Here is a 19,987-nt window from a genome sequence, read left to right as displayed (position 1 = left end):
GGGCTCAGGCCCCCTCAGTTGCGGTACAGCACCTTGATGATGTGGTAACCGAACTGGGTTTTGACCGGGCCATAAGGTTTGAGCAGCGGGATGCTGAACACCGCTTTATCGAACGCCGGCACCATCGCGCCCTTGTTGAATTCGCCCAGCGAGCCGCCGTTGCGTTTTGACGGGCAGCTCGAGTATTTGCGCGCCAGCGTGTCGAAGCTGACGCCGCGCTTCAGCTTGGCCAGCAGCTCGTTGGCCAGCTTTTCATTGTCTACCAGAATGTGCAGGGCGCACGCCGTTTTTGCCATGGTAATGCCTTTGTCGATGCGAAAATTGCGCTGATTATACCCGCTAAATCTCATCGGCGCTTTCTGCTACAATTCCCTTCCACGTTTTACAGTCGAGCAAGCCAGCACCATGCGATTAAACCCCAGCCAACAACAAGCCGTCGAATTCGTTACCGGGCCCTGCCTGGTGTTGGCCGGTGCCGGTTCCGGCAAGACGCGCGTTATCACCAACAAGATAGCCCATCTGATCCACCACTGTGGCTACCAGGCGCGGCACATCGCCGCCGTGACCTTTACCAACAAGGCCGCACGCGAGATGAAAGAGCGCGTGTCGCAAACCCTGGGGCGTAAAGAGGCGCGCGGGCTGATGATTTCCACCTTCCATACCCTGGGGCTGGAGATCATCAAACGGGAATACGTGGCGTTGGGGATGAAGTCCAACTTCTCGCTGTTCGATGACCAGGATCAGCTGGCGCTGTTGAAAGAGCTGACCGAAAAGTGGCTGGAAAGCGACAAAACGCTGGTGGCGCAGCTGATCTCGACCATCTCCAACTGGAAAAACGACCTGATCGATCCCCAGCGGGCGGCGGAGCTGGCGCGCTCGGAGCGCGACAAGCTGTTCGCCCACTGCTACGGCCTGTACCACGCCCATATGCGGGCGTGCAACGTGCTGGACTTCGATGACCTGATCCTGTTGCCGACGCTATTGTTGCAACGCAACGAAGAGGTGCGCGAACGTTGGCAGCAGCGTATTCGCTATCTGCTGGTGGATGAGTACCAGGATACCAACACCAGCCAGTACGAGCTGGTTAAGCTGCTGGTGGGCAACCGCGCGCGCTTTACCGTGGTGGGTGACGACGACCAGTCGATCTACTCCTGGCGCGGCGCGCGGCCGCAGAACCTGGTGCTGCTGAAGGAAGATTTCCCGGCGCTGCAGGTGATCAAGCTGGAGCAAAACTACCGTTCCAGCGAGCGTATTCTGAAGGCGGCCAACATTCTGATCGCCAATAACCCGCACGTGTTTGAAAAACGGCTGTTTTCCGAGCTGGGGTATGGTGAAGAGCTGAAAGTGGTGACTGCCAACAACGAGGATCACGAAGCCGAGCGGGTGGTGGGGGAGCTGATCGCCCACCACTTCGTGAAAAAGACCAACTACGGCGACTATGCGATCCTGTACCGCGGCAACCACCAGTCGCGGGTGTTTGAAAAGATGCTGATGCAGAACCGCATCCCGTACAAGATTTCCGGCGGCACGTCGTTCTTCTCGCGCCCCGAGATCAAGGATCTGCTGGCCTACCTGCGCGTGCTGACCAACCCGGAGGACGACAGCGCCTTCCTGCGCATCGTCAATACCCCCAAGCGCGAGATCGGCCCGGCGACGCTGCAGAAGCTCGGCGAATGGGCCAACCAGCGCAACAAGAGTTTATTCCACGCCAGTTTCGATCTGGGGCTGAGCCAGCACTTGACCGGGCGCGGGCTGGAATCGTTGCAGCGCTTTACCCACTGGCTGGGCGGCATCGCCCAACAGGCGGAGCGTGAGCCGGTGGCGGCGGTGCGCGATCTGATCCGCGGCGTGGATTATGAAAGCTGGCTGTTTGAAACCTCGACCAGCCCGAAGGCCGCCGAAATGCGGATGAAGAACGTCAACACGCTGTTCGGCTGGATGACCGAGATGCTGGAAGGCAACGATCTGGACGAGCCGATGACGCTGACCCAGGTGGTGACGCGCTTCACCCTGCGCGACATGATGGAGCGCGGTGAAAGCGAAGAAGAGCTGGATCAGGTACAGCTGATGACGCTGCACGCTTCCAAAGGGCTGGAGTTCCCCTACGTATTCCTGGTGGGCATGGAAGAGGGCCTGCTACCGCACCAGAGCAGCATCGATGAAGACAATGTAGATGAAGAGCGGCGTCTGGCCTATGTGGGGATCACCCGCGCGCAAAAAGAGCTGATCTTCACCCTGTGCCGCGAGCGCCGTCAGTACGGCGAACTGGTGCGGCCGGAGCCGAGCCGCTTCCTGCTGGAACTGCCGCAGGACGATTTGGCGTGGGAAACCGAGCGCAAAGTGGTGAGCCCGCAGGAGCGGATGCAGAAGGGGCAAAGCCATCTGGCCAATATCCGCGCCCAGCTGGCCAAGGCCAAAGGCGGGAATTAAAAAGACAGGGCTAGATTACTGACAAAGGAGGAAAAAACGTGGTTTTTCCTCCTTTGAGGTTATCAGCCGAAAATCAATGAATTGATTTTCCTTATTTTTTATATGCTGTCTTCTGTAAACCTGGCAATGTCATCAGGTTTGCCATTAACCTTCAGGCGCTCATCGCGCCCTGGTCATTTCAACGCTGTTCTTCCAACCGCAGCGTCCAATGGACGTAGCTCTGCCAGTGGCTTTCCTGCTCCAGCGCCTCGGCGCGCAGCGGATGCTGTTCCAGCCAACCCGGCGGCAAGATCACCGTCAGTTCGTCGTCCTGATTGGCGCGTAACCGCACCGCCGGCAGCGTGTCATCGCGGCGGCGGCTGGCGAAGATGATCGCCAGGCGCAAAATGCGGCACAGACGCTGCGCAGTGCGCGGCGGCAGGGCGTTTTGCTGGTTCAACAGCGACAGGTCGAGGGTGTTGCTCTGGTTTTGCAGCAGGGTGGCCAGCAGTTTTTTCTGCGCCGGGGTAAAGCCGGGTAAGTCCAGGTGGCGGATCAGGTAAGCGGCGTGTTGCGGCGCCTGCTTGAAATCGACGCTGAGGCCGAGTTCGTGGATCAGGCTGGCGCTGTGCAACAGCTCGCGACATCGCGCATCCAGCTGCCACTCGTTGGCGACCTGCTGCGAGAAGTTGGCGGCGAGTTGGCTGACGCGTTCGGCCTGCTCGGTGTCGATCAGGTAGCGACGCTGCAGGTTGCGGATGGTGCGGATGCGAATATCCTGCTCCACCGGCAGATGCAGCATGCCGTAAACCAGGCCTTCACGCAGGGCCCCGCCGGCCAGCATCATGCTCTCGATGCCCAGCTCCTGGAAGATGGCCAACAGAATGGACAGGCCGCTCGGGAACACCAGCGCGCGCTCCAACGTCAACCCTTCGATCTCCAGCTCTTCCAGCTTGCCGCACTGAATGGCGCGCTGTTTCAGCTGGCGCAGCTTGGGCAGGGTGATGCGTTCATCCATGCCTTGCGCCACCATGATCTCCTGCAGCGCCTGCACGGTGCCGGAAGCGCCGACGCAGATCTGCCAACCTTGCTGGCGCAGCTGCGGTGCGATCGGCCGCACCATTTCGCGCGCGGCCTGTTCGGCGCGCTCGAAGTTTTCTTGCCCAAGGTTGCGATCGCTGAAGTAGCGCTCCAGCCAGGTGACGCAGCCCATCGACAGGCTATACAGCTGCGATGCCTGTGCGCCGGTGCCGGTGACCAGTTCGGTGCTGCCGCCGCCGATGTCGACGACCAGCCGCCGATCCGGCCCGCCGGTGGTGTGCGCAACGCCGTGATAAATCAGCCGCGCTTCTTCTTCGCCGCTGATCACCTGCACCGGGCAGCCGAGGATTTGCTCGGCGACCTGCAGAAACTCATCGGCGTTGGACGCCAGGCGCAGCGTGGCGGTGGCGACGACGCGGATCTGCTCGCGCGGAATGTCCTGCAGGCGTTCGGAGAACAGCCTCAGGCACTGCCAGCCGCGTTGCATGGCCTCATGCGACAGGTGATTGTTCTGATCCAGCCCGGCCGCCAGGCGCACCTTGCGCTTGATCCGCGCCAGAGTCTGAATGCTGCCGGCCACCTCGCGCACCACCAACATGTGGAAGCTGTTGGAGCCGAGATCGATGGCAGCATAAAGCGTGCTGGAACTGAGCATGGCGATCAGCTCGAACGTTTACGGTTGCTGCGCGGCGCGCCGCCGCGACGAGGCGCGGAGTTGCGACGTGGGCCGTTGCCGCCGCGCGGACGCGACAGGCGCTTCGGCGCCGGCAAATCGGTCAGCAGCGCATCGCTGTTGTACTTGCTCACCGGAATGCTGTGGTCGATATAGGTCTCGATCGCCGGCAGGTTGAGCGCGTACTCTTCACACGCCAGGCTGATGGAGTGGCCGCTGGCGCCTGCGCGGCCGGTACGGCCGATGCGGTGCACGTAGTCTTCGCAGTCGTCAGGCAGATCGTAGTTGAAAACGTGCGTGACGGAAGGGATGTGCAGACCGCGCGCGGCGACGTCGGTGGCGACCAGGATATCGAGGTTGCCTTTGGTGAAGTCGTCGAGGATACGCAGGCGTTTTTTCTGCGCCACGTCACCGGTCAGCAGGCCGACGCGGTGACCGTCGGCGGCCAGATGGCCCCAGATGTCTTCGCAGCGGTGCTTGGTGTTGGCGAAGATGATGGCGCGATCCGGCCACTCTTCTTCAATCAGCGTCTGCAGCAGGCGCATTTTTTCTTCGTTGGACGGGTAGAACAGCTCTTCTTTAATGCGGTGGCCGGTTTTCTGTTCCGGTTCCACTTCAACATATTCGGCGTTGTTCATCTGCTCGAAGGCCAGTTCGCGTACGCGATAGGACAGGGTGGCGGAGAACAGCATGTTCAGGCGTTGATCGGCCGTAGGCATACGGCGGAACAGCCAACGGATGTCTTTGATAAAGCCGAGATCGTACATGCGATCGGCTTCATCCAGCACGACGACCTGCATCGCGCCGAGATCGACATAGTTCTGTTTGGTGTAATCGATTAAACGGCCGGTGGTGCCAATCAGAATGTCCACGCCGCTTTCCAGCACTTTCAGCTGTTTGTCGTAGCCGTCGCCGCCGTAGGCCAGGCCCAGTTTCAGGCCGGTGCTCTGGGAGAGCGCTTCTGCATCGGAGTGGATTTGCACCGCCAGTTCACGCGTAGGCGCCATGATCAAGGCGCGCGGCTGATTGGTCTGGCGATCCTGTTTCGCCGGGTGAGTCAGCAAATAGTGAAAAGTAGACGCCAAAAACGCCAGCGTCTTTCCGGTACCGGTTTGCGCCTGACCTGCAACGTCACGCCCGGAGAGCGTGAGCGGCAATGCTAACGCCTGGATGGGCGTGCAATTGTGAAACCCTTTTTTCTCAAGGGCTTCAAGGACTAACGGGTGCAGGGCGAAGTCGGAAAACTTCTGTTCGGTCAAGTGTGTTTTGCTCATAGTGTGGTAGAATATCAGCTAACTATTGCTTTACGAAAGCACATCCGTTGAAATAAACGCGGTGCAATAAAATCACCTTGAGTTGGTTAATGCTACACCAACAAGGTAGACATAATCCTGTGGAGTAGAACATGAGCGATAAAATTATTCACCTGACTGACAGCAGCTTCGAAGCCGATGTGCTGAAAGCGGAAGGGCCGATCCTGGTCGATTTCTGGGCTGAATGGTGTGGGCCGTGCAAGATGATTGCTCCGATTCTGGATGAGATTGCCGAAGAGTTCGAAGGCAAACTGACCATCACCAAGCTGAATATCGATCAGAACCCGGCTACCGCGCCTAAGTACGGTATCCGTGGTATCCCTACGCTGTTGCTGTTCAAGAACGGTGAAGTGGCCGCGACCAAGGTTGGCGCGTTGTCCAAAGGTCAGCTCAAAGATTTCCTGAACGCGAATCTGTAATCGGGCGGGAAGCCCAGTATCAGGCGCCTGGCGGTGATGTTCAATTCACCGCTAGACGCCTGCCAAGAAGCGTGTTAAGTTTAACCACACTGCATATAGAACTTGCCCGAAGTTTTAAATCTAAAGAGTTTGAATCTAAAGCTATACTCTGTGTCGAACCACTGGCGTTGAAAGTAAACTGAACTCAGCCCGTGTTTTGGCAATCAAACGGTTTTGCAAAAATCATTTTTAAGGTACCTTCGATCTTCAACCGTCAATGCGTGCGCCCGATGTAAGCCATTTCTTACCGCGACGGCTCTGCGCCCGGTGATCGAACGTCCAGTAAACAGGCACGCATCTCGCTGCCATACCATTCACGATACAAGTTCGAGACATACCCCGAGTTTAAGAACCCACCACTATGAATCTTACCGAATTAAAGAATACGCCGGTTTCTGAGCTGATTACTCTCGGCGAAAATATGGGGCTGGAAAACCTTGCCCGCATGCGCAAGCAGGACATTATCTTCTCCATTCTGAAGCAACATGCGAAAAGCGGAGAAGATATCTTCGGCGACGGCGTGCTCGAGATATTGCAGGATGGATTCGGTTTCCTCCGCTCTGGAGACAGTTCCTACCTCGCCGGTCCCGACGACATCTATGTATCCCCTAGCCAAATCCGCCGCTTCAACCTCCGCACAGGTGACACCATTTCCGGTAAGATTCGTCCGCCAAAAGAAGGCGAGCGCTATTTTGCCCTGTTGAAAGTCAACGAGGTCAACTACGACAAGCCGGAAAACGCCCGCAGCAAGATCCTGTTCGAGAACTTGACCCCGCTGCACGCCAATTCCCGTCTGCGGATGGAGCGCGGCAACGGTTCGACCGAAGACCTGACGGCGCGCGTACTGGATCTGGCGGCGCCGATTGGCCGCGGCCAGCGTGGCCTGATCGTGGCACCGCCGAAAGCCGGTAAAACCATGCTGCTGCAGAACATTGCGCAGAGCATCGCCTACAATCACCCTGACTGCGTGCTGATGGTGCTGCTGATCGACGAACGTCCGGAAGAAGTGACCGAGATGCAGCGTCTGGTGAAAGGCGAAGTGATCGCATCGACCTTCGACGAACCGGCTTCGCGTCACGTGCAAGTGGCCGAAATGGTGATCGAGAAGGCCAAGCGCCTGGTTGAACACAAAAAAGACGTGATCATTCTGCTCGACTCCATCACTCGTCTGGCGCGTGCCTACAACACCGTGGTACCGGCCTCAGGCAAGGTGCTGACCGGTGGTGTGGATGCCAACGCCCTGCATCGTCCGAAGCGTTTCTTCGGTGCGGCACGTAACGTGGAAGAGGGCGGCAGCCTGACCATCATCGCGACCGCGCTGGTTGATACCGGTTCGAAGATGGACGAAGTGATCTACGAAGAATTTAAAGGTACCGGCAACATGGAATTGCATCTGGCGCGTAAAATCGCCGAGAAACGCGTATTCCCTGCGATCGATTACAACCGCTCCGGTACCCGTAAAGAAGAGCTGCTCACCACCTCCGAAGAGCTGCAAAAAATGTGGATCCTGCGCAAAATCATCCATCCGATGGGTGAGATTGACGCGATGGAGTTCCTCATTAATAAGTTGGCGATGACTAAAACCAACGATGAATTCTTTGATATGATGAAACGCTCATAATTCGTTAAAAAATTCGCTGAACGCCACGCCTAGTCGTGGCGTTTTTCGCTTTTGGCGGATACGATAAGTAGCAGTAATGGAAAAGTAAGTTGTTTCCTCGACTTATTGAGAATTCATCTTGTTTGTCGGTCGGTTTCTCGCCGGTCGGCTTTGCTGCTGTCGTTTTGTCAGCCGAAGCGAAGAAAATAGGCATGAATCACCGTTGTCATAGGAAATGACCGAAAGGTGGCGGGGGCCGATGGCACAAGCTATTGCCCGTGGTAAGCTGCCTTATCTTCTACAGAGATCTGTTAACTGTGAACTTACTCACTATGAGTACTGAAATTCTATTTGTTTTCCTGTTTTCTTTGGCTTTTCTCTTTGTTGCCCGCAAGGCGGCAAAACGTATTGGTCTGGTAGATAAACCCAATTATCGCAAACGCCATCAGGGGCTGATTCCGCTGGTCGGCGGTATTTCCGTTTATGCCGGGCTGTGCTTCGCGTTTTGGATTTCTGAACAACCTATCGCGCACGCCAAGCTTTATCTTACCTGCGCCGGCATTCTGGTGTTTGTGGGCGCGCTCGACGATCGTTTCGACATCAGCGTTAAAATCCGCGCCCTGGTGCAGGCGTTGGTCGGCATCGCCATGATGGTGTTCGCGGGCCTCTATCTGCGCAGCTTCGGCCATGTGCTGGGCGACTGGGAGATGCTGCTGGGGCCGTTCGGCTATCTGGTGACGCTGTTCGCGGTATGGGCGGCGATCAACGCCTTCAACATGGTCGACGGCATCGATGGCCTGCTGGGGGGCTTGTCGTGCGTCTCCTTCGGCGCGCTGGGCCTGTTGCTGTACCTGAGCGGCCATCATGAGCTGGCGTTCTGGTGCTTTGCGATGATTGCCACCATCGTTCCCTATATTTTGCTCAACCTCGGCATCCTTGGCCGCCGTTATAAGGTGTTCATGGGGGACGCCGGCAGTACCCTGATCGGCTTTACCGCCATTTGGCTGCTGCTGCAAAGCTCGCAGGGAAAGGCACACTCGATTAACCCGGTGACCGCGCTGTGGATCATCGCTATTCCGCTGATGGACATGATAGCAATCATGTATCGTCGTTTACGCAAGGGGATGAGCCCCTTCTCTCCCGATCGTCAACATATTCACCACCTGATCATGCGCGCCGGCTTTACGCCGCGGCAGGCTTTCGTGTTGATCACCCTGGCGGCCGCATTGCTGGCGGCGGTTGGCGTGATCGGCGAACGCCTGACTTTTATCCCAGAGTGGGTTATGTTGGCATTATTCTTGCTTGCTTTCTTCCTGTACGGTTACTGCATCAAGCGCGCCTGGCGGGTTGCGCGGTACATTAAGCGCATCAAGCGTCGCCTGCGGCGTTCGAGCGATAACAAGCAAGTATCTTAACCAGAGGCTTTTTGGCTGTGATGAATCCAGAAACAACGTCTGACAAGCATACCCCGGCGGTGGATAACGAACTCGATATCCGCGGCCTGTGCTGCACCCTGTGGCGCGGCAAACCGTGGATTATCGGCATTGCGGTGCTGTTCGCGGCGGTCGCGCTGATCGTCTCTTATCTGGTTAAGCAAGAGTGGAGCGCGACCGCCATCACCGACAGACCGACGGTGAATGCGCTGGGCGGTTACTACTCGCAGCAGCAGTTCCTGCGTAATCTGGACGTGCGCACGCTGCCGGCGACGGCCGGCGATCAGCCGAGCATCGCGGATGAAGCGTACAATGAGTTCATCATGCAGCTGGCGGCTTACGATACGCGTCGCGATTTCTGGCTGCAGAGCGATTACTACAAGCAGCGTCAGGAAGGGGATGCCCGCGCCGATGCGGCGTTGCTCGACGAACTGATCAACAACATCCTGTTCACGCCGCGCGACGACAAGAAAGTGCCGAACGACGGCGTGAAGCTGACGGCGGAAACCGCCGCCGACGCCAACCGCCTGCTGCGTCAATACGTGGCCTTCGCCAGCCACCGCGCAGCCCTGCACCTGAACGAAGAGATCCAGGGGGCGTGGGCCGCCCGCACCACCTCGATGAAGGCGCAGGTCAAACGTCAGGAAGCGGTGGCGGAGTCGGTTTACAAGCGTGAGCTGAACACCACGCAGCAGGCGCTGAAAATCGCCGAGAGCCAGGGGATAAGCCGCACGCAAACTGACACCCCGGCCGAGCAACTGCCGGATTCGGATCTGTTCCTGCTGGGCCGGCCAATGCTGCAGGCGCGTCTGGAAGGCCTGCAGGCTTCCGGCCCGACCTATGACCTGGATTACGATCAGAACCGCGCGATGCTGGCGACGCTGAACGTTGGCCCAACGTTGGATGAGAAGTTCCAGACCTATCGCTATTTGCGTACGCCGGAAGAGCCGGTAAAACGCGACAGCCCACGCCGGGTCTTCTGGCTGATTCTGTGGGGTGCGATGGGCGCTTTGGTTGGCGCGGGTGTTGCCTTGGCGCGTCGGCCGCGTAGTTAAAAATAATATAATAATCTGATGCAGGGCGCGTGAGCGCCCCATTCGCAGGCGGGGCCTGCGATTAACCGACCAAAAGAGATTCGCTGTGAAAGTGTTGACTGTTTTCGGCACCAGGCCGGAAGCCATTAAAATGGCGCCGCTGGTACATGCACTGGCCCAGGATGAGGCCTTTGACGCAAGAGTCTGCGTAACGGCACAGCATCGTGAGATGTTGGATCAGGTATTGCGGTTGTTTGAGATTACGCCGGATTACGACCTGAACATCATGAAACCCGGTCAGGGGCTGACGGAAATCACCTGCCGCATCCTGGAAGGGCTGAAAGGGGTGCTGGAAGACTTCAAACCGGACGTGGTGCTGGTGCATGGCGATACCACCACCACGCTGGCGACCAGTCTGGCGGCGTTCTATCAACGCATCCCCGTCGGGCATGTCGAAGCCGGGCTGCGCACCGGCAATCTGTATTCTCCCTGGCCGGAAGAGGCCAACCGCAAACTGACCGGCCATCTGGCGATGTACCATTTTGCGCCAACCGAAAACTCGCGCCAAAATCTGCTGCGTGAGCTGCTGCCGGACAACCGTATTTTCGTGACCGGCAATACGGTGATTGATGCGTTGTTCTGGGTGCGCGACCGTGTGATGAGCGATGCCGCGCTGCAGGCTGGCCTGGCGCAGCGTTACCCGTTCCTCGACGCCGACAAGAAACTGATTCTGGTCACCGGCCATCGCCGCGAAAGTTTTGGCGGCGGCTTTGAGCGAATTTGCAGCGCGCTGGCGGAGATTGCCCGCAACCACCCGGAAGTGCAGGTAGTGTATCCGGTGCATCTCAATCCGAACGTCAGTGAGCCGGTGAATCGCATCTTGAAAGGCATCGACAACGTCATGCTGATCGAGCCGCAGGATTATCTGCCGTTTGTCTATTTGATGACTCAGGCCTATATGATCCTGACCGATTCCGGCGGTATTCAGGAAGAGGCGCCATCGTTAGGCAAACCGGTGCTGGTGATGCGCGACACCACCGAACGCCCGGAAGCGATAGATGCGGGCACGGTACGCCTGGTCGGTACCGATGTAGCCAAAATTGTTGAAGCGGTGACCCGGCTGTTGACGGACGAAAGCGAATATCACGCGATGAGTCGGGCGCACAACCCATACGGTGACGGGCATGCCTGCCAGCGTATCCTCGAAGCTTTAAAGAATCATCAGGTGACACTATGAGTTTTGACACTATTTCGGTTATCGGCCTGGGTTATATCGGCTTGCCAACGGCGGCGGCGTTCGCTTCCCGCAAGAAAAAAGTGGTGGGTGTAGATGTTAACCAACATGCAGTAGATACCATTAACCGCGGTGCGATCCACATCGTCGAGCCGGATCTGGACAAAGTGGTCAAGGACGCCGTCGACGGTGGTTTCCTGCAGGCGGTGACCAAACCGCTGGCGGCCGATGCGTTCCTGATCGCGGTGCCTACGCCGTTCAAGGGCGATCACGAGCCGGATCTGGCCTATGTCGAAGCGGCGGCGAAATCGCTGGCGCCGGTGCTGAAAAAGGGCGATCTGGTGATCCTTGAGTCCACCTCGCCGGTGGGTGCCACCGAACAGATGGCGGAATGGCTGGCGCAGGCGCGCAGCGATCTCAGCTTCCCGCAACAAGCGGGCGAAGCGGCGGACGTTAATATCGCCTACTGCCCGGAGCGCGTGCTGCCGGGGCAGGTCATGGTGGAACTGATTCAAAACGACCGCGTGATCGGTGGCATGACGCCGAAGTGCTCGGAACGTGCCAGCGCGCTGTACAAGATTTTCCTCGAGGGCGAATGCGTGATCACCAACTCGCGCACTGCCGAGATGTGCAAGCTGACGGAAAACAGCTTCCGCGACGTGAATATCGCCTTTGCCAATGAATTGTCGTTGATCTGCGCCGAACAGGGGATCAACGTCTGGGAACTGATCCGCCTGGCGAACCGCCATCCGCGGGTGAATATTCTGCAGCCGGGGCCGGGCGTCGGCGGTCACTGCATCGCCGTCGATCCGTGGTTTATCGTGGCGCAGAACCCGCAGCAGGCGCGCCTGATCCACACCGCTCGCCTGGTGAACGATGGTAAACCGCTGTGGGTGGTCGACCGTGTGAAAGCGGCGGTGGCCGATTGCCTGGCCGCCACCGACAAGCGCGCGTCCGAGGTCAAAATTGCCTGCTTCGGCCTGGCCTTCAAGCCGAATATCGACGATCTGCGTGAAAGCCCGGCGGTCGAGGTCGCACATCTGATTGCCGAATGGCACGTCGGCGAAACGCTGGCGGTGGAACCGAACGTCGAACAGCTGCCGAAGTCGCTGGCGGGCCATGTGACGTTGACGCCAATCGCTGAGGCGTTGCAGCAGGCCGATGTGATCGTGATGTTGGTCGATCACCAGCAGTTCAAGGCCATCCGGCCGGAAGATGTAAAACAAACATGGGTTGTTGATACCAAAGGAGTATGGCGTTGAAACGTATTTTAGTTACCGGTGGTGCCGGTTTCATTGGCTCCGCAGTCGTGCGGCACATCATTGAGGCCACCGGCGATAGCGTGGTGGTGGTGGATAAGCTGACCTATGCCGGTAACCTCGAGTCTTTGGCGGTGGTGGCTGATAGCGAGCGCTATGCTTTCGAGCAGGTCGACATCTGCGATCGCGCCGAGCTGGATCGGGTATTTGCCCAGTATCAGCCGGACGTGGTGATGCACCTGGCGGCGGAAAGCCACGTCGATCGCTCTATCGACGGCCCGGCGGCCTTTATCGAGACCAACGTGGTTGGCACTTACACTATGCTGGAAGCGGCGCGCCATTACTGGCAGCCGTTGGCGGCGGAGAAGAAGCAGTCTTTCCGTTTCCATCATATCTCCACCGATGAAGTGTACGGTGACCTGCACGGTACCGACGATCTGTTTACCGAAACCACGCCGTATGCGCCGAGCAGTCCGTATTCCGCCTCCAAGGCGTCGAGCGATCATCTGGTGCGTGCCTGGTTGCGCACCTACGGTTTGCCGACTCTCGTGACCAACTGTTCGAATAACTATGGCCCTTATCACTTCCCGGAGAAGCTGATCCCGCTGGTGATCCTGAATGCGGTGGCCGGCAAACCGCTGCCGGTTTACGGCAACGGCGCGCAGGTGCGTGACTGGCTGTATGTCGAAGATCACGCGCGCGCGCTGTATCAGGTCGTGACCGAAGGTGTGGTGGGCGAAACTTACAATATCGGTGGCCATAACGAGCGCAAGAATATCGAAGTGGTGCAGACCATTTGCGATCTGCTGGAAGAACTGGCACCGAACAAGCCGCAGGGCGTGGCGAACTACCGCGATCTGATCACTTACGTGAAAGATCGCCCGGGCCACGATATGCGTTATGCCATCGACGCCGGCAAAATCGATCGTGAGTTGGGCTGGCGGCCGCAGGAAACCTTCGAAAGCGGCATTCGCAAGACGGTGGCCTGGTATCTGGCTAACGAAACCTGGTGGCGCCGGGTGCAAGACGGTTCTTATGCCGGTGAGCGTTTGGGGCTGTCAGATTAATTTAACGCCGCGCCGCTTTGCGCCGGCGCGGTGGGTTTTGGAGTAAGTATGAAAGGTATTATTCTGGCTGGCGGTTCCGGTACGCGTCTGCATCCGATTACTCGTGGCGTGTCCAAGCAACTGCTGCCGATTTATGACAAGCCGATGATCTATTACCCGATGTCGGTACTGATGTTGGCGGGGATCCGTGACATTTTGATCATCTCGACCCCGGAAGATCTGCCGTCCTTCGAGCGTTTGTTGGGTAACGGCGAACAGTTCGGCGTCAATCTCAGCTACGCTGCGCAGCCTAAGCCGGAAGGTCTGGCGCAGGCGTTTCTGATCGGCGAGGAGTTTATCAACGGCGATTCTTGCTGCCTGGTGTTGGGAGATAACATCTTCTTCGGCCAATCTTTCAGCCCGAAATTAAAAACCGTCGCGGCTCGCACCGAAGGTGCCACCGTGTTCGGTTATCAGGTGATGGATCCTGAACGCTTTGGCGTCGTGGAGTTTGACGAAAATTTCCGCGCGCTGTCGATCGAAGAAAAGCCGAAGAAACCGAAATCCGATTGGGCGGTGACCGGCCTGTACTTCTACGATAGCCAGGTGGTGGAGTTTGCCAAGCAGGTGAAGCCTTCCGAACGCGGCGAGCTGGAAATCACCAGCATCAACCAGATGTATCTGGAGCGCGGTGAACTGACCGTCGAGCTGTTGGGGCGTGGTTTCGCCTGGCTGGACACCGGGACTCACGACAGCCTGCTGGAAGCCAGCAGCTTCGTGCAGACGGTAGAAAAGCGCCAGGGCTTTAAAATCGCCTGTCTGGAAGAGATCGCCTGGCGTAACGGCTGGCTGGATGACAAGGGGCTGAAACGCGCCGCCACCTCATTGTCCAAAACGGGCTACGGCAAGTATTTGTTGGACCTGCTGCATGTGCGTCCACGCCACTATTGAGCCTTTGGCGTGGGAAAGCGAGTTTTTCGCGCTAGACAGCGCGAAACTCGGCTTCTCCTCCTCGGCCCCGGCGCTTGCCGAAGCCGACTTGGCGGCTTATGCCCTGGTGCAGGCAAAAATTCCCGCGCAGCAACTGGCATTGGCGGATAGTCTCGCCGGCTTGGGATTTCGTCTGGTTGGGGGTGAGGTCGATCTGGTCCTGGCTCTTGAGCGTGAACGAGCGGCGGAACCCGGCGACGGAGCCGAGACTTCCCGTCTGGCAACCGAGTCCGATATCCCGGCATTGCGTGCCGCGGCGGCTCAGGCGTTCACCGTCAGCCGCTTTCGCGCACCTTGGTATCAACCTGATGACAGCGGCCGGTTTTATGCTTTGTGGATTGAAAAGGCCGTTTTAGGCACGTTCGATCATCAGTGCCTGTTGGCTCTGGACAACCAGGGGCAACCCGAAGGCTTTGTCAGCCTGCGTGACATTGGCGGCCAGGAAATGCGTATCGGCCTGCTGGCGGCTTTCCCCGGCGTATCCGGCCGGGGCATTGGCACTCGGCTGATGACGGCGGCGATCGCCGAATGTCGACGTCAAGGTATGCAGCGCCTGCGGGTCGCGACCCAGATAAGCAATATCGCCGCATTACGACTCTATCAACGACAGGGTGCCGTGATTGAAAGCACCGCGTACTGGTTATACAGAGGTAGACATGATTCCATTTAACGCTCCACCGGTTGTTGGCACTGAACTGGAATATATGCAGGCTGCTATGGGCAGCGGCAAGCTATGCGGCGACGGCGGCTTTACCCGCCGCTGCCAGCAGTGGATGGAACAGCGTTTCGGCAGCGCGAAAGTGTTGCTGACGCCTTCCTGCACCGCGTCGTTGGAAATGGCCGCCATCCTGCTGGATATTCAGCCGGGTGACGAAGTGATCATGCCGAGTTTTACCTTCGTTTCTACCGCCAATGCCTTTGTGTTGCGCGGGGCTAAAGTGGTGTTCGTCGACCTGCGTCCGGATACCATGAACATCGATGAAACCAAAATCGAAGCGGCGATCACCGATAAAACCCGCGCGATCGTGCCGGTGCACTACGCCGGCGTCGCCTGCGAGATGGATACCATCATGGCGCTGGCGAAGAAATATAACCTGTTCGTGGTGGAGGACGCCGCGCAGGGCGTGATGTCGACCTACAAAGGCAAGGCATTGGGCACCATCGGCCACATCGGCTGTTTCAGCTTCCATGAAACCAAAAACTATACCGCCGGCGGCGAAGGTGGTGCGACGCTGGTGAACGATCCGGCTCTGGTCGATCGGGCGGAAGTCATCCGCGAGAAAGGCACCAACCGCAGCCAGTTCTTCCGTGGTCAGGTCGACAAATATACCTGGCGCGACATCGGCTCCAGCTATCTGATGTCTGACCTGCAGGCCGCCTACCTGTGGGGCCAGCTGGAAGTGGCGGAACGCATCAACCAGCGCCGCCTGACGCTGTGGCAGAAGTACTACGACAGTTTCCTGCCGTTGGCGAAGGTCGGCCGCATCGAGCTGCCGAGCATACCGGCAGATTGTAGGCACAATGCGCACATGTTCTATATCAAGCTGCGGGATATCGACGATCGCACGGCCTTTATCGACTACCTGAAGGAAGCCGAGATCATGGCGGTGTTCCACTATATCCCGCTGCATGACTGCCCGGCCGGCGAACGTTTTGGTCGCTTTGCCGGCGAAGACCGTTACACCTCGCAGGAAAGCGCGCGCCTGGTGCGCTTACCGCTGTTCTACAATATGTCCGATGTCAATCAGCGTACGGTAATCAATACCATCCTGAGCTTCTTTGCCTGATATGTCGCTGGCAAAAGCATCGATATGGACTGCCGGCTCCACGCTGATCAAAATCGGCGTGGGGTTGTTGGTGGTGAAGCTGCTGGCGGTGGCGTTTGGCCCCAGCGGGGTGGGGCAGGCGGGTAACTTCCGCCAGTTGATTACCGTGCTGGGCGTGCTGTCCGGCGCGGGTATTTTTAACGGCATCACCAAATACGTGGCGGAGTACCACCAGGATCCGCAGCGTCTGCGTCTGGCGGTAGGCACTGCGTCGAGCATCGTGCTGGGTTTTTCGACCTTGCTGGCGCTGGTGTTTCTGTTCGCCGCCGAACCGATCAGCATCGGGCTGTTCGGGCATGCCGATTACGTCGATGTGGTGCGCGCCGTCGCCTTCATTCAGATGGGGATCGCCTACGCCAACCTGTTCATGGCGGTGCTGAAAGGCTATCGCGATGCGATGGGCAATGCGCTGGCGGTGATCGGCGGCAGCCTGATTGGCGTGGTGGCTTATTACCTGTGCTTTAAGCTGGGTGGCTATGAAGGCGCGCTGGCGGGGCTGGCGCTGGTGCCGGCGTTGGTGGTATTGCCTGCCGGGCTGATGCTGTGGCGGCGCAAAACGCTGCCGCTGCGCTATCTGGCGCCGCGTTGGGACAAACTCGTGGCCGGTAACCTAGGCAAATTCACCCTCATGGCGTTGATCACGTCGGTGACGCTGCCGGTGGCCTACGTGATGATGCGTAACCTGTTGGCCGCCCATTACGGCTGGGATGAGGTGGGGATTTGGCAGGGCGTCAGCAGCATTTCCGATGCCTATCTGCAGTTTATCACCGCTTCGTTTACCGTCTATTTGCTGCCGACGCTGTCGCGGCTGACGGACAAGGGCGCCATCTCACGGGAGATCGTGCGTTCGCTTAAATTCGTGCTGCCGGCGGTAGCGGCGGCGAGCTTTACGGTTTGGGTGCTGCGCGATTTCGCTATTTGGCTGCTGTTCTCGGACAAGTTTGTCGCCATGCGCGATCTGTTTGCCTGGCAGCTGGTGGGCGACGTGCTGAAAGTCGGGGCCTATGTGTTCGGCTATCTGGTGATCGCCAAAGCGTCGCTGCGCTTCTATATCCTGACGGAAGTCAGCCAGTTTCTGCTGCTGACGCTGTTCTCGCACTGGCTGATCCCGCTGCACGGCGCGTTGGGGGCGGCTCAGGCCTATATGGCAACCTACATCGTGTATTTCGCGCTCTGTAGCTGCGTGTTCCTTATTTATCGTAGACGAGTATGACCATACTGATTCACGTTCTGGGATCCGATATCCCGCATCATAACCAGACGGTGCTGCGCTTCTTCAACGACGTGCTGGCGCCGCGTTTGCCGGCTGAGCAGACGCGGCATTTTATGGTGGCGGCCAAGGATGTGGCGGCACTGGGTGATTTCCCCGCCCTGAACATTGAGCCCTACGCAGACAAGAAAAGCCTGGCGGCGGCGGTCATCGCCCGTGCCCAGGCCGATCGCGATGCGCGCTTCTTCCTGCACGGCCAGTTCAATCCGGGGCTGTGGTTGGCGCTGCTGAGCGGCAAGATCAAGGCGCGTCAGGTCAGTTGGCATATTTGGGGCGCCGATCTGTATGAAGACGCCACCAGCTGGAAATTCCGGCTGTTCTATCTGCTGCGCCGCATTGCGCAGGGGCGAGTAGGGAACGTGTTTGCTACTCGCGGCGACGTGATTCACTACCAGCAGCGCCATGCGCGGGTGCCGGCCTCGCTGCTGTACTTCCCGACCCGCATGGATCCGGCGCTGACCGACGTTCACGTCGAGAAAAACCTGGCCGGGCCGATGACGATTCTGGTGGGCAACTCCGGCGATCGCAGCAATCGGCATATCGAAGCGCTGCAGGCGATTCATCAGCAGTTCGGCGCCGACGTGCGCGTGATCCTGCCGATGGGTTATCCGGCCAACAACGATGCCTACATCGAGCAGGTGCGCGCCGCCGGGTTGCCGCTGTTCGGCGAGAAAAACCTGCAGCTGCTCACGCAGCAGGTGGCGTTTGAGGACTACCTCAATATTTTACGCGCCTGCGATCTGGGCTATTTCATTTTCAATCGCCAGCAGGGGATTGGCACCCTGTGCCTGCTGATTCAGTTCGGCGTGCCTTTCGTGCTCAGCCGGCAAAACCCGTTCTGGCAGGATTTGGCGGAACAGCACCTGCCGGTGCTGTTCTACGGCGATTCGCTGGACGAGGCGGTGGTGCGCGAAGCGCAGCGTCAGCTGGCGGCGGTGGATAAACAGGCGATCACCTTCTTCAATCCGAACTATGTCGACGGCTGGCAGCAAGCCCTGGCGTTGGCGGCGGGAGAGCACTCATGACGTTGGCGCAATTCGGCGGCCTGTTTGTCGTCTATCTGGTCAGCCTGACGTTTATTCTGACGCTGACCTACCAGGAGTTTCGGCGCGTGCGCTTTAACTTCAACGTCTTCTTCTCGCTGCTGTATTTACTGACGTTCTATTTCGGTTTTCCTTTGACCTGCCTGCTGGTGTTCCAGTTTGACGTCGAGGTGGTGCCGGTGGAGTTTCTGCTGTACGCCCTGCTGTCGGCGACGGCGTTTTACGCCATCTATTACGTCACCTACAAGACCCGGCTGCGCAAGCGCCGCACAGAGCCGCGTGCGGCGCTGTTTACCATGAACCGGGTAGAGACTCATATGACCTGGGTGCTGCTGGCATTGGTGGCGATCGGTACCGTTGGGATCTTCTTCATGCAGAACGGCTTCCTGCTGTTCAAGCTCAATTCTTACAGCCAGATTTTCTCCAGCGACGTGTCCGGCGTGGCGCTCAAGCGGTTCTTCTACTTCTTCATTCCGGCGATGCTGGTGGTCTATTTCCTGCGGCAGGATCTGCGCGCCTGGTTCTTGTTCCTGGTGGCGACGGTGGCGTTCGGTATTCTGACCTACGTGATCGTCGGCGGCACCCGCGCCAACATCATCATCGCCTTCGCGCTGTTCCTGTTTATCGGCATCGTGCGCGGCTGGATCACGCTGTGGATGCTGGCGGCGGCGGGCATATTCGGCGTAGTCGGCATGTTCTGGCTGGCGTTGAAGCGTTACAGCCTGGACGTCAGCGGCGCGGAAGCGTTCTATACCTTCCTCTACCTGACCCGCGATACCTTCTCGCCGTGGGAAAACCTGGCGCTGCTGCTGCAAAATTACGACAAGATCGATTTCCAGGGCCTGGCGCCGATCGTGCGTGATTTCTACGTCTTTATTCCAACCTGGCTATGGCCGGGCCGGCCGGACGTGGTGCTGAACTCGGCCAACTATTTCACCTGGGAAGTGCTGAACAATCACTCCGGGCTGGCGATTTCCCCGACGCTGATCGGTTCACTGGTGGTGATGGGCGGCGCGCTGTTTATCCCGCTCGGCGCGATTCTGGTGGGCATGATCATCAAGTGGTTCGACTGGCTGTATGAGTTGGGCAAAACCGAACCGAACCGCTATAAGGCGGCCATTCTGCAGGGCTTCTGCTTCGGTGCGGTGTTCAACATCATCGTGCTGGCGCGTGAAGGGGTGGACTCTTTCGTGTCGCGCGTGGTGTTTTTCTGCATTATTTTCGGCGCCTGTCTGGTGCTGGCGAAGTTGCTGTATTGGCTGTTCGATACCGCCGGGCTGATCAAGGCCAGAGTGACGCGCGCCCGCGCGCTGGCGTCTGTGCCTCGGGCGAACGGTCTTTTGTAAGGGTAATGAGAA

General features: G+C 58.4%; 17 protein-coding genes. 14 read left to right on the top strand and 3 right to left on the bottom strand.

Translation table 11 applies throughout. The features are described 5' to 3' along the window. Nucleotides 1-14: 14 nt before the first annotated feature. Entirely contained in the window at nt 15-296 is a 282-nt protein-coding gene (gene ppiC, locus EKL15_RS21900; protein WP_004934175.1) for a peptidylprolyl isomerase PpiC, read from the bottom strand. Nucleotides 297-405: 109 nt separating this feature from the next. On the opposite strand from ppiC, the gene rep reads away from it, so the two are divergent. Further along, nucleotides 406-2,430: a DNA helicase Rep gene (gene rep / locus EKL15_RS21895; RefSeq protein WP_004934177.1), complete on the top strand. Its 2,025-nt coding sequence runs from the start codon at nt 406-408 to the stop codon at nt 2,428-2,430. A 178-nt stretch (nt 2,431-2,608) separates the two neighbouring features. Here the strand turns inward: rep and ppx are convergent, their stop codons facing one another. Together ppx and rhlB are read right to left on the bottom strand one after the other, a co-directional pair. Beyond that, nucleotides 2,609-4,105: an exopolyphosphatase gene (gene ppx / locus EKL15_RS21890; protein ID WP_047729463.1), complete on the bottom strand. Its 1,497-nt coding sequence runs from the start codon at nt 4,103-4,105 to the stop codon at nt 2,609-2,611. A gap of 5 nt (nt 4,106-4,110) precedes the next feature. Continuing rightward, complete coding sequence (gene rhlB, locus EKL15_RS21885) at nt 4,111-5,397, bottom strand: ATP-dependent RNA helicase RhlB (protein WP_060424233.1); 1,287 nt, start codon at nt 5,395-5,397, stop codon at nt 4,111-4,113. 131 nt (nt 5,398-5,528) lie between these two features. Here rhlB and trxA point away from each other — a divergent pair, with 131 nt between their 5' ends. The 13 genes from trxA to wzyE all read left to right on the top strand — a co-directional run bounded on the left by trxA (nt 5,529) and on the right by wzyE (nt 19,975). Then, entirely contained in the window at nt 5,529-5,855 is a 327-nt protein-coding gene (gene trxA, locus EKL15_RS21880; RefSeq protein WP_004934187.1) for a thioredoxin TrxA, read from the top strand. 400 nt (nt 5,856-6,255) lie between these two features. Beyond that, nucleotides 6,256-7,515, top strand: a complete 1,260-nt coding sequence (gene rho, locus EKL15_RS21875) for a transcription termination factor Rho (protein ID WP_004934188.1) — start codon at nt 6,256-6,258, stop codon at nt 7,513-7,515. Nucleotides 7,516-7,811: 296 nt separating this feature from the next. After that, the gene (gene wecA / locus EKL15_RS21870; protein WP_004934192.1) at nt 7,812-8,909 is read left to right on the top strand and encodes a UDP-N-acetylglucosamine--undecaprenyl-phosphate N-acetylglucosaminephosphotransferase; all 1,098 of its coding nucleotides are present in this window, start codon (nt 7,812-7,814) and stop codon (nt 8,907-8,909) included. A gap of 20 nt (nt 8,910-8,929) precedes the next feature. Then, entirely contained in the window at nt 8,930-9,982 is a 1,053-nt protein-coding gene (gene wzzE, locus EKL15_RS21865) for an ECA polysaccharide chain length modulation protein (protein WP_029988858.1), read from the top strand. A gap of 85 nt (nt 9,983-10,067) precedes the next feature. Continuing rightward, nucleotides 10,068-11,198, top strand: coding sequence for a non-hydrolyzing UDP-N-acetylglucosamine 2-epimerase (gene wecB / locus EKL15_RS21860; RefSeq protein ID WP_060424231.1), 1,131 nt, complete (start codon nt 10,068-10,070; stop codon nt 11,196-11,198). Beyond that, complete coding sequence (wecC, locus tag EKL15_RS21855; RefSeq protein WP_060441219.1) at nt 11,195-12,457, top strand: UDP-N-acetyl-D-mannosamine dehydrogenase; 1,263 nt, start codon at nt 11,195-11,197, stop codon at nt 12,455-12,457. The genes wecB and wecC overlap by 4 nt, the downstream gene beginning before the upstream one ends. Continuing rightward, nucleotides 12,448-13,521, top strand: a complete 1,074-nt coding sequence (rffG, locus tag EKL15_RS21850; RefSeq protein ID WP_183907057.1) for a dTDP-glucose 4,6-dehydratase — start codon at nt 12,448-12,450, stop codon at nt 13,519-13,521. The genes wecC and rffG overlap by 10 nt, the downstream gene beginning before the upstream one ends. Nucleotides 13,522-13,569: 48 nt before the next feature. Beyond that, nucleotides 13,570-14,451, top strand: coding sequence for a glucose-1-phosphate thymidylyltransferase RfbA (gene rfbA, locus EKL15_RS21845; protein WP_060441218.1), 882 nt, complete (start codon nt 13,570-13,572; stop codon nt 14,449-14,451). After that, nucleotides 14,429-15,160, top strand: coding sequence for a dTDP-4-amino-4,6-dideoxy-D-galactose acyltransferase (rffC, locus tag EKL15_RS21840; protein ID WP_203090381.1), 732 nt, complete (start codon nt 14,429-14,431; stop codon nt 15,158-15,160). The genes rfbA and rffC overlap by 23 nt, the downstream gene beginning before the upstream one ends. After that, nucleotides 15,147-16,277 (top strand): dTDP-4-amino-4,6-dideoxygalactose transaminase, encoded by a 1,131-nt coding sequence (gene rffA, locus EKL15_RS21835; protein WP_203090373.1) that lies wholly within the window; start codon nt 15,147-15,149, stop codon nt 16,275-16,277. Before rffC ends, rffA begins: the two co-directional genes overlap by 14 nt. A 1-nt stretch (nt 16,278) precedes the next feature. Further along, on the top strand, nt 16,279-17,529 hold the full coding sequence (wzxE, locus tag EKL15_RS21830) for a lipid III flippase WzxE (protein WP_048232375.1): 1,251 nt from the start codon (nt 16,279-16,281) through the stop codon (nt 17,527-17,529). Further along, on the top strand, nt 17,526-18,611 hold the full coding sequence (locus tag EKL15_RS21825) for a TDP-N-acetylfucosamine:lipid II N-acetylfucosaminyltransferase (RefSeq protein ID WP_197803953.1): 1,086 nt from the start codon (nt 17,526-17,528) through the stop codon (nt 18,609-18,611). Before wzxE ends, EKL15_RS21825 begins: the two co-directional genes overlap by 4 nt. After that, nucleotides 18,608-19,975, top strand: a complete 1,368-nt coding sequence (wzyE, locus tag EKL15_RS21820; RefSeq protein ID WP_087762624.1) for an ECA oligosaccharide polymerase — start codon at nt 18,608-18,610, stop codon at nt 19,973-19,975. The genes EKL15_RS21825 and wzyE overlap by 4 nt, the downstream gene beginning before the upstream one ends. The last annotated feature ends 12 nt before the right edge of the window (nt 19,976-19,987 follow it).

This window comes from Serratia sp. 4542, from assembly GCF_016805595.1.
GTDB classification, from domain to species: Bacteria; Pseudomonadota; Gammaproteobacteria; order Enterobacterales; family Enterobacteriaceae; genus Serratia; species Serratia nevei.
This window is presented reverse-complemented; position numbering and strand designations above follow the sequence as displayed.

What these genes read in the sequence shown, in the direction of transcription:
- ppiC (WP_004934175.1), bottom strand. Translation starts at nt 296, where the DNA reads ATGGCAAAAACGGCGTGCGCCCTGCACATTCTGGTAGACAATGAAAAG.
- rep (WP_004934177.1), top strand. Translation starts at nt 406, where the DNA reads ATGCGATTAAACCCCAGCCAACAACAAGCCGTCGAATTCGTTACCGGG.
- ppx (WP_047729463.1), bottom strand. Translation starts at nt 4,105, where the DNA reads ATGCTCAGTTCCAGCACGCTTTATGCTGCCATCGATCTCGGCTCCAAC.
- rhlB (WP_060424233.1), bottom strand. Translation starts at nt 5,397, where the DNA reads ATGAGCAAAACACACTTGACCGAACAGAAGTTTTCCGACTTCGCCCTG.
- trxA (WP_004934187.1), top strand. Translation starts at nt 5,529, where the DNA reads ATGAGCGATAAAATTATTCACCTGACTGACAGCAGCTTCGAAGCCGAT.
- rho (WP_004934188.1), top strand. Translation starts at nt 6,256, where the DNA reads ATGAATCTTACCGAATTAAAGAATACGCCGGTTTCTGAGCTGATTACT.
- wzzE (WP_029988858.1), top strand. Translation starts at nt 8,930, where the DNA reads ATGAATCCAGAAACAACGTCTGACAAGCATACCCCGGCGGTGGATAAC.
- wecC (WP_060441219.1), top strand. Translation starts at nt 11,195, where the DNA reads ATGAGTTTTGACACTATTTCGGTTATCGGCCTGGGTTATATCGGCTTG.
- rffG (WP_183907057.1), top strand. Translation starts at nt 12,448, where the DNA reads ATGGCGTTGAAACGTATTTTAGTTACCGGTGGTGCCGGTTTCATTGGC.
- rfbA (WP_060441218.1), top strand. Translation starts at nt 13,570, where the DNA reads ATGAAAGGTATTATTCTGGCTGGCGGTTCCGGTACGCGTCTGCATCCG.
- rffC (WP_203090381.1), top strand. Translation starts at nt 14,429, where the DNA reads ATGTGCGTCCACGCCACTATTGAGCCTTTGGCGTGGGAAAGCGAGTTT.
- rffA (WP_203090373.1), top strand. Translation starts at nt 15,147, where the DNA reads ATGATTCCATTTAACGCTCCACCGGTTGTTGGCACTGAACTGGAATAT.
- wzxE (WP_048232375.1), top strand. Translation starts at nt 16,279, where the DNA reads ATGTCGCTGGCAAAAGCATCGATATGGACTGCCGGCTCCACGCTGATC.
- EKL15_RS21825 (WP_197803953.1), top strand. Translation starts at nt 17,526, where the DNA reads ATGACCATACTGATTCACGTTCTGGGATCCGATATCCCGCATCATAAC.
- wzyE (WP_087762624.1), top strand. Translation starts at nt 18,608, where the DNA reads ATGACGTTGGCGCAATTCGGCGGCCTGTTTGTCGTCTATCTGGTCAGC.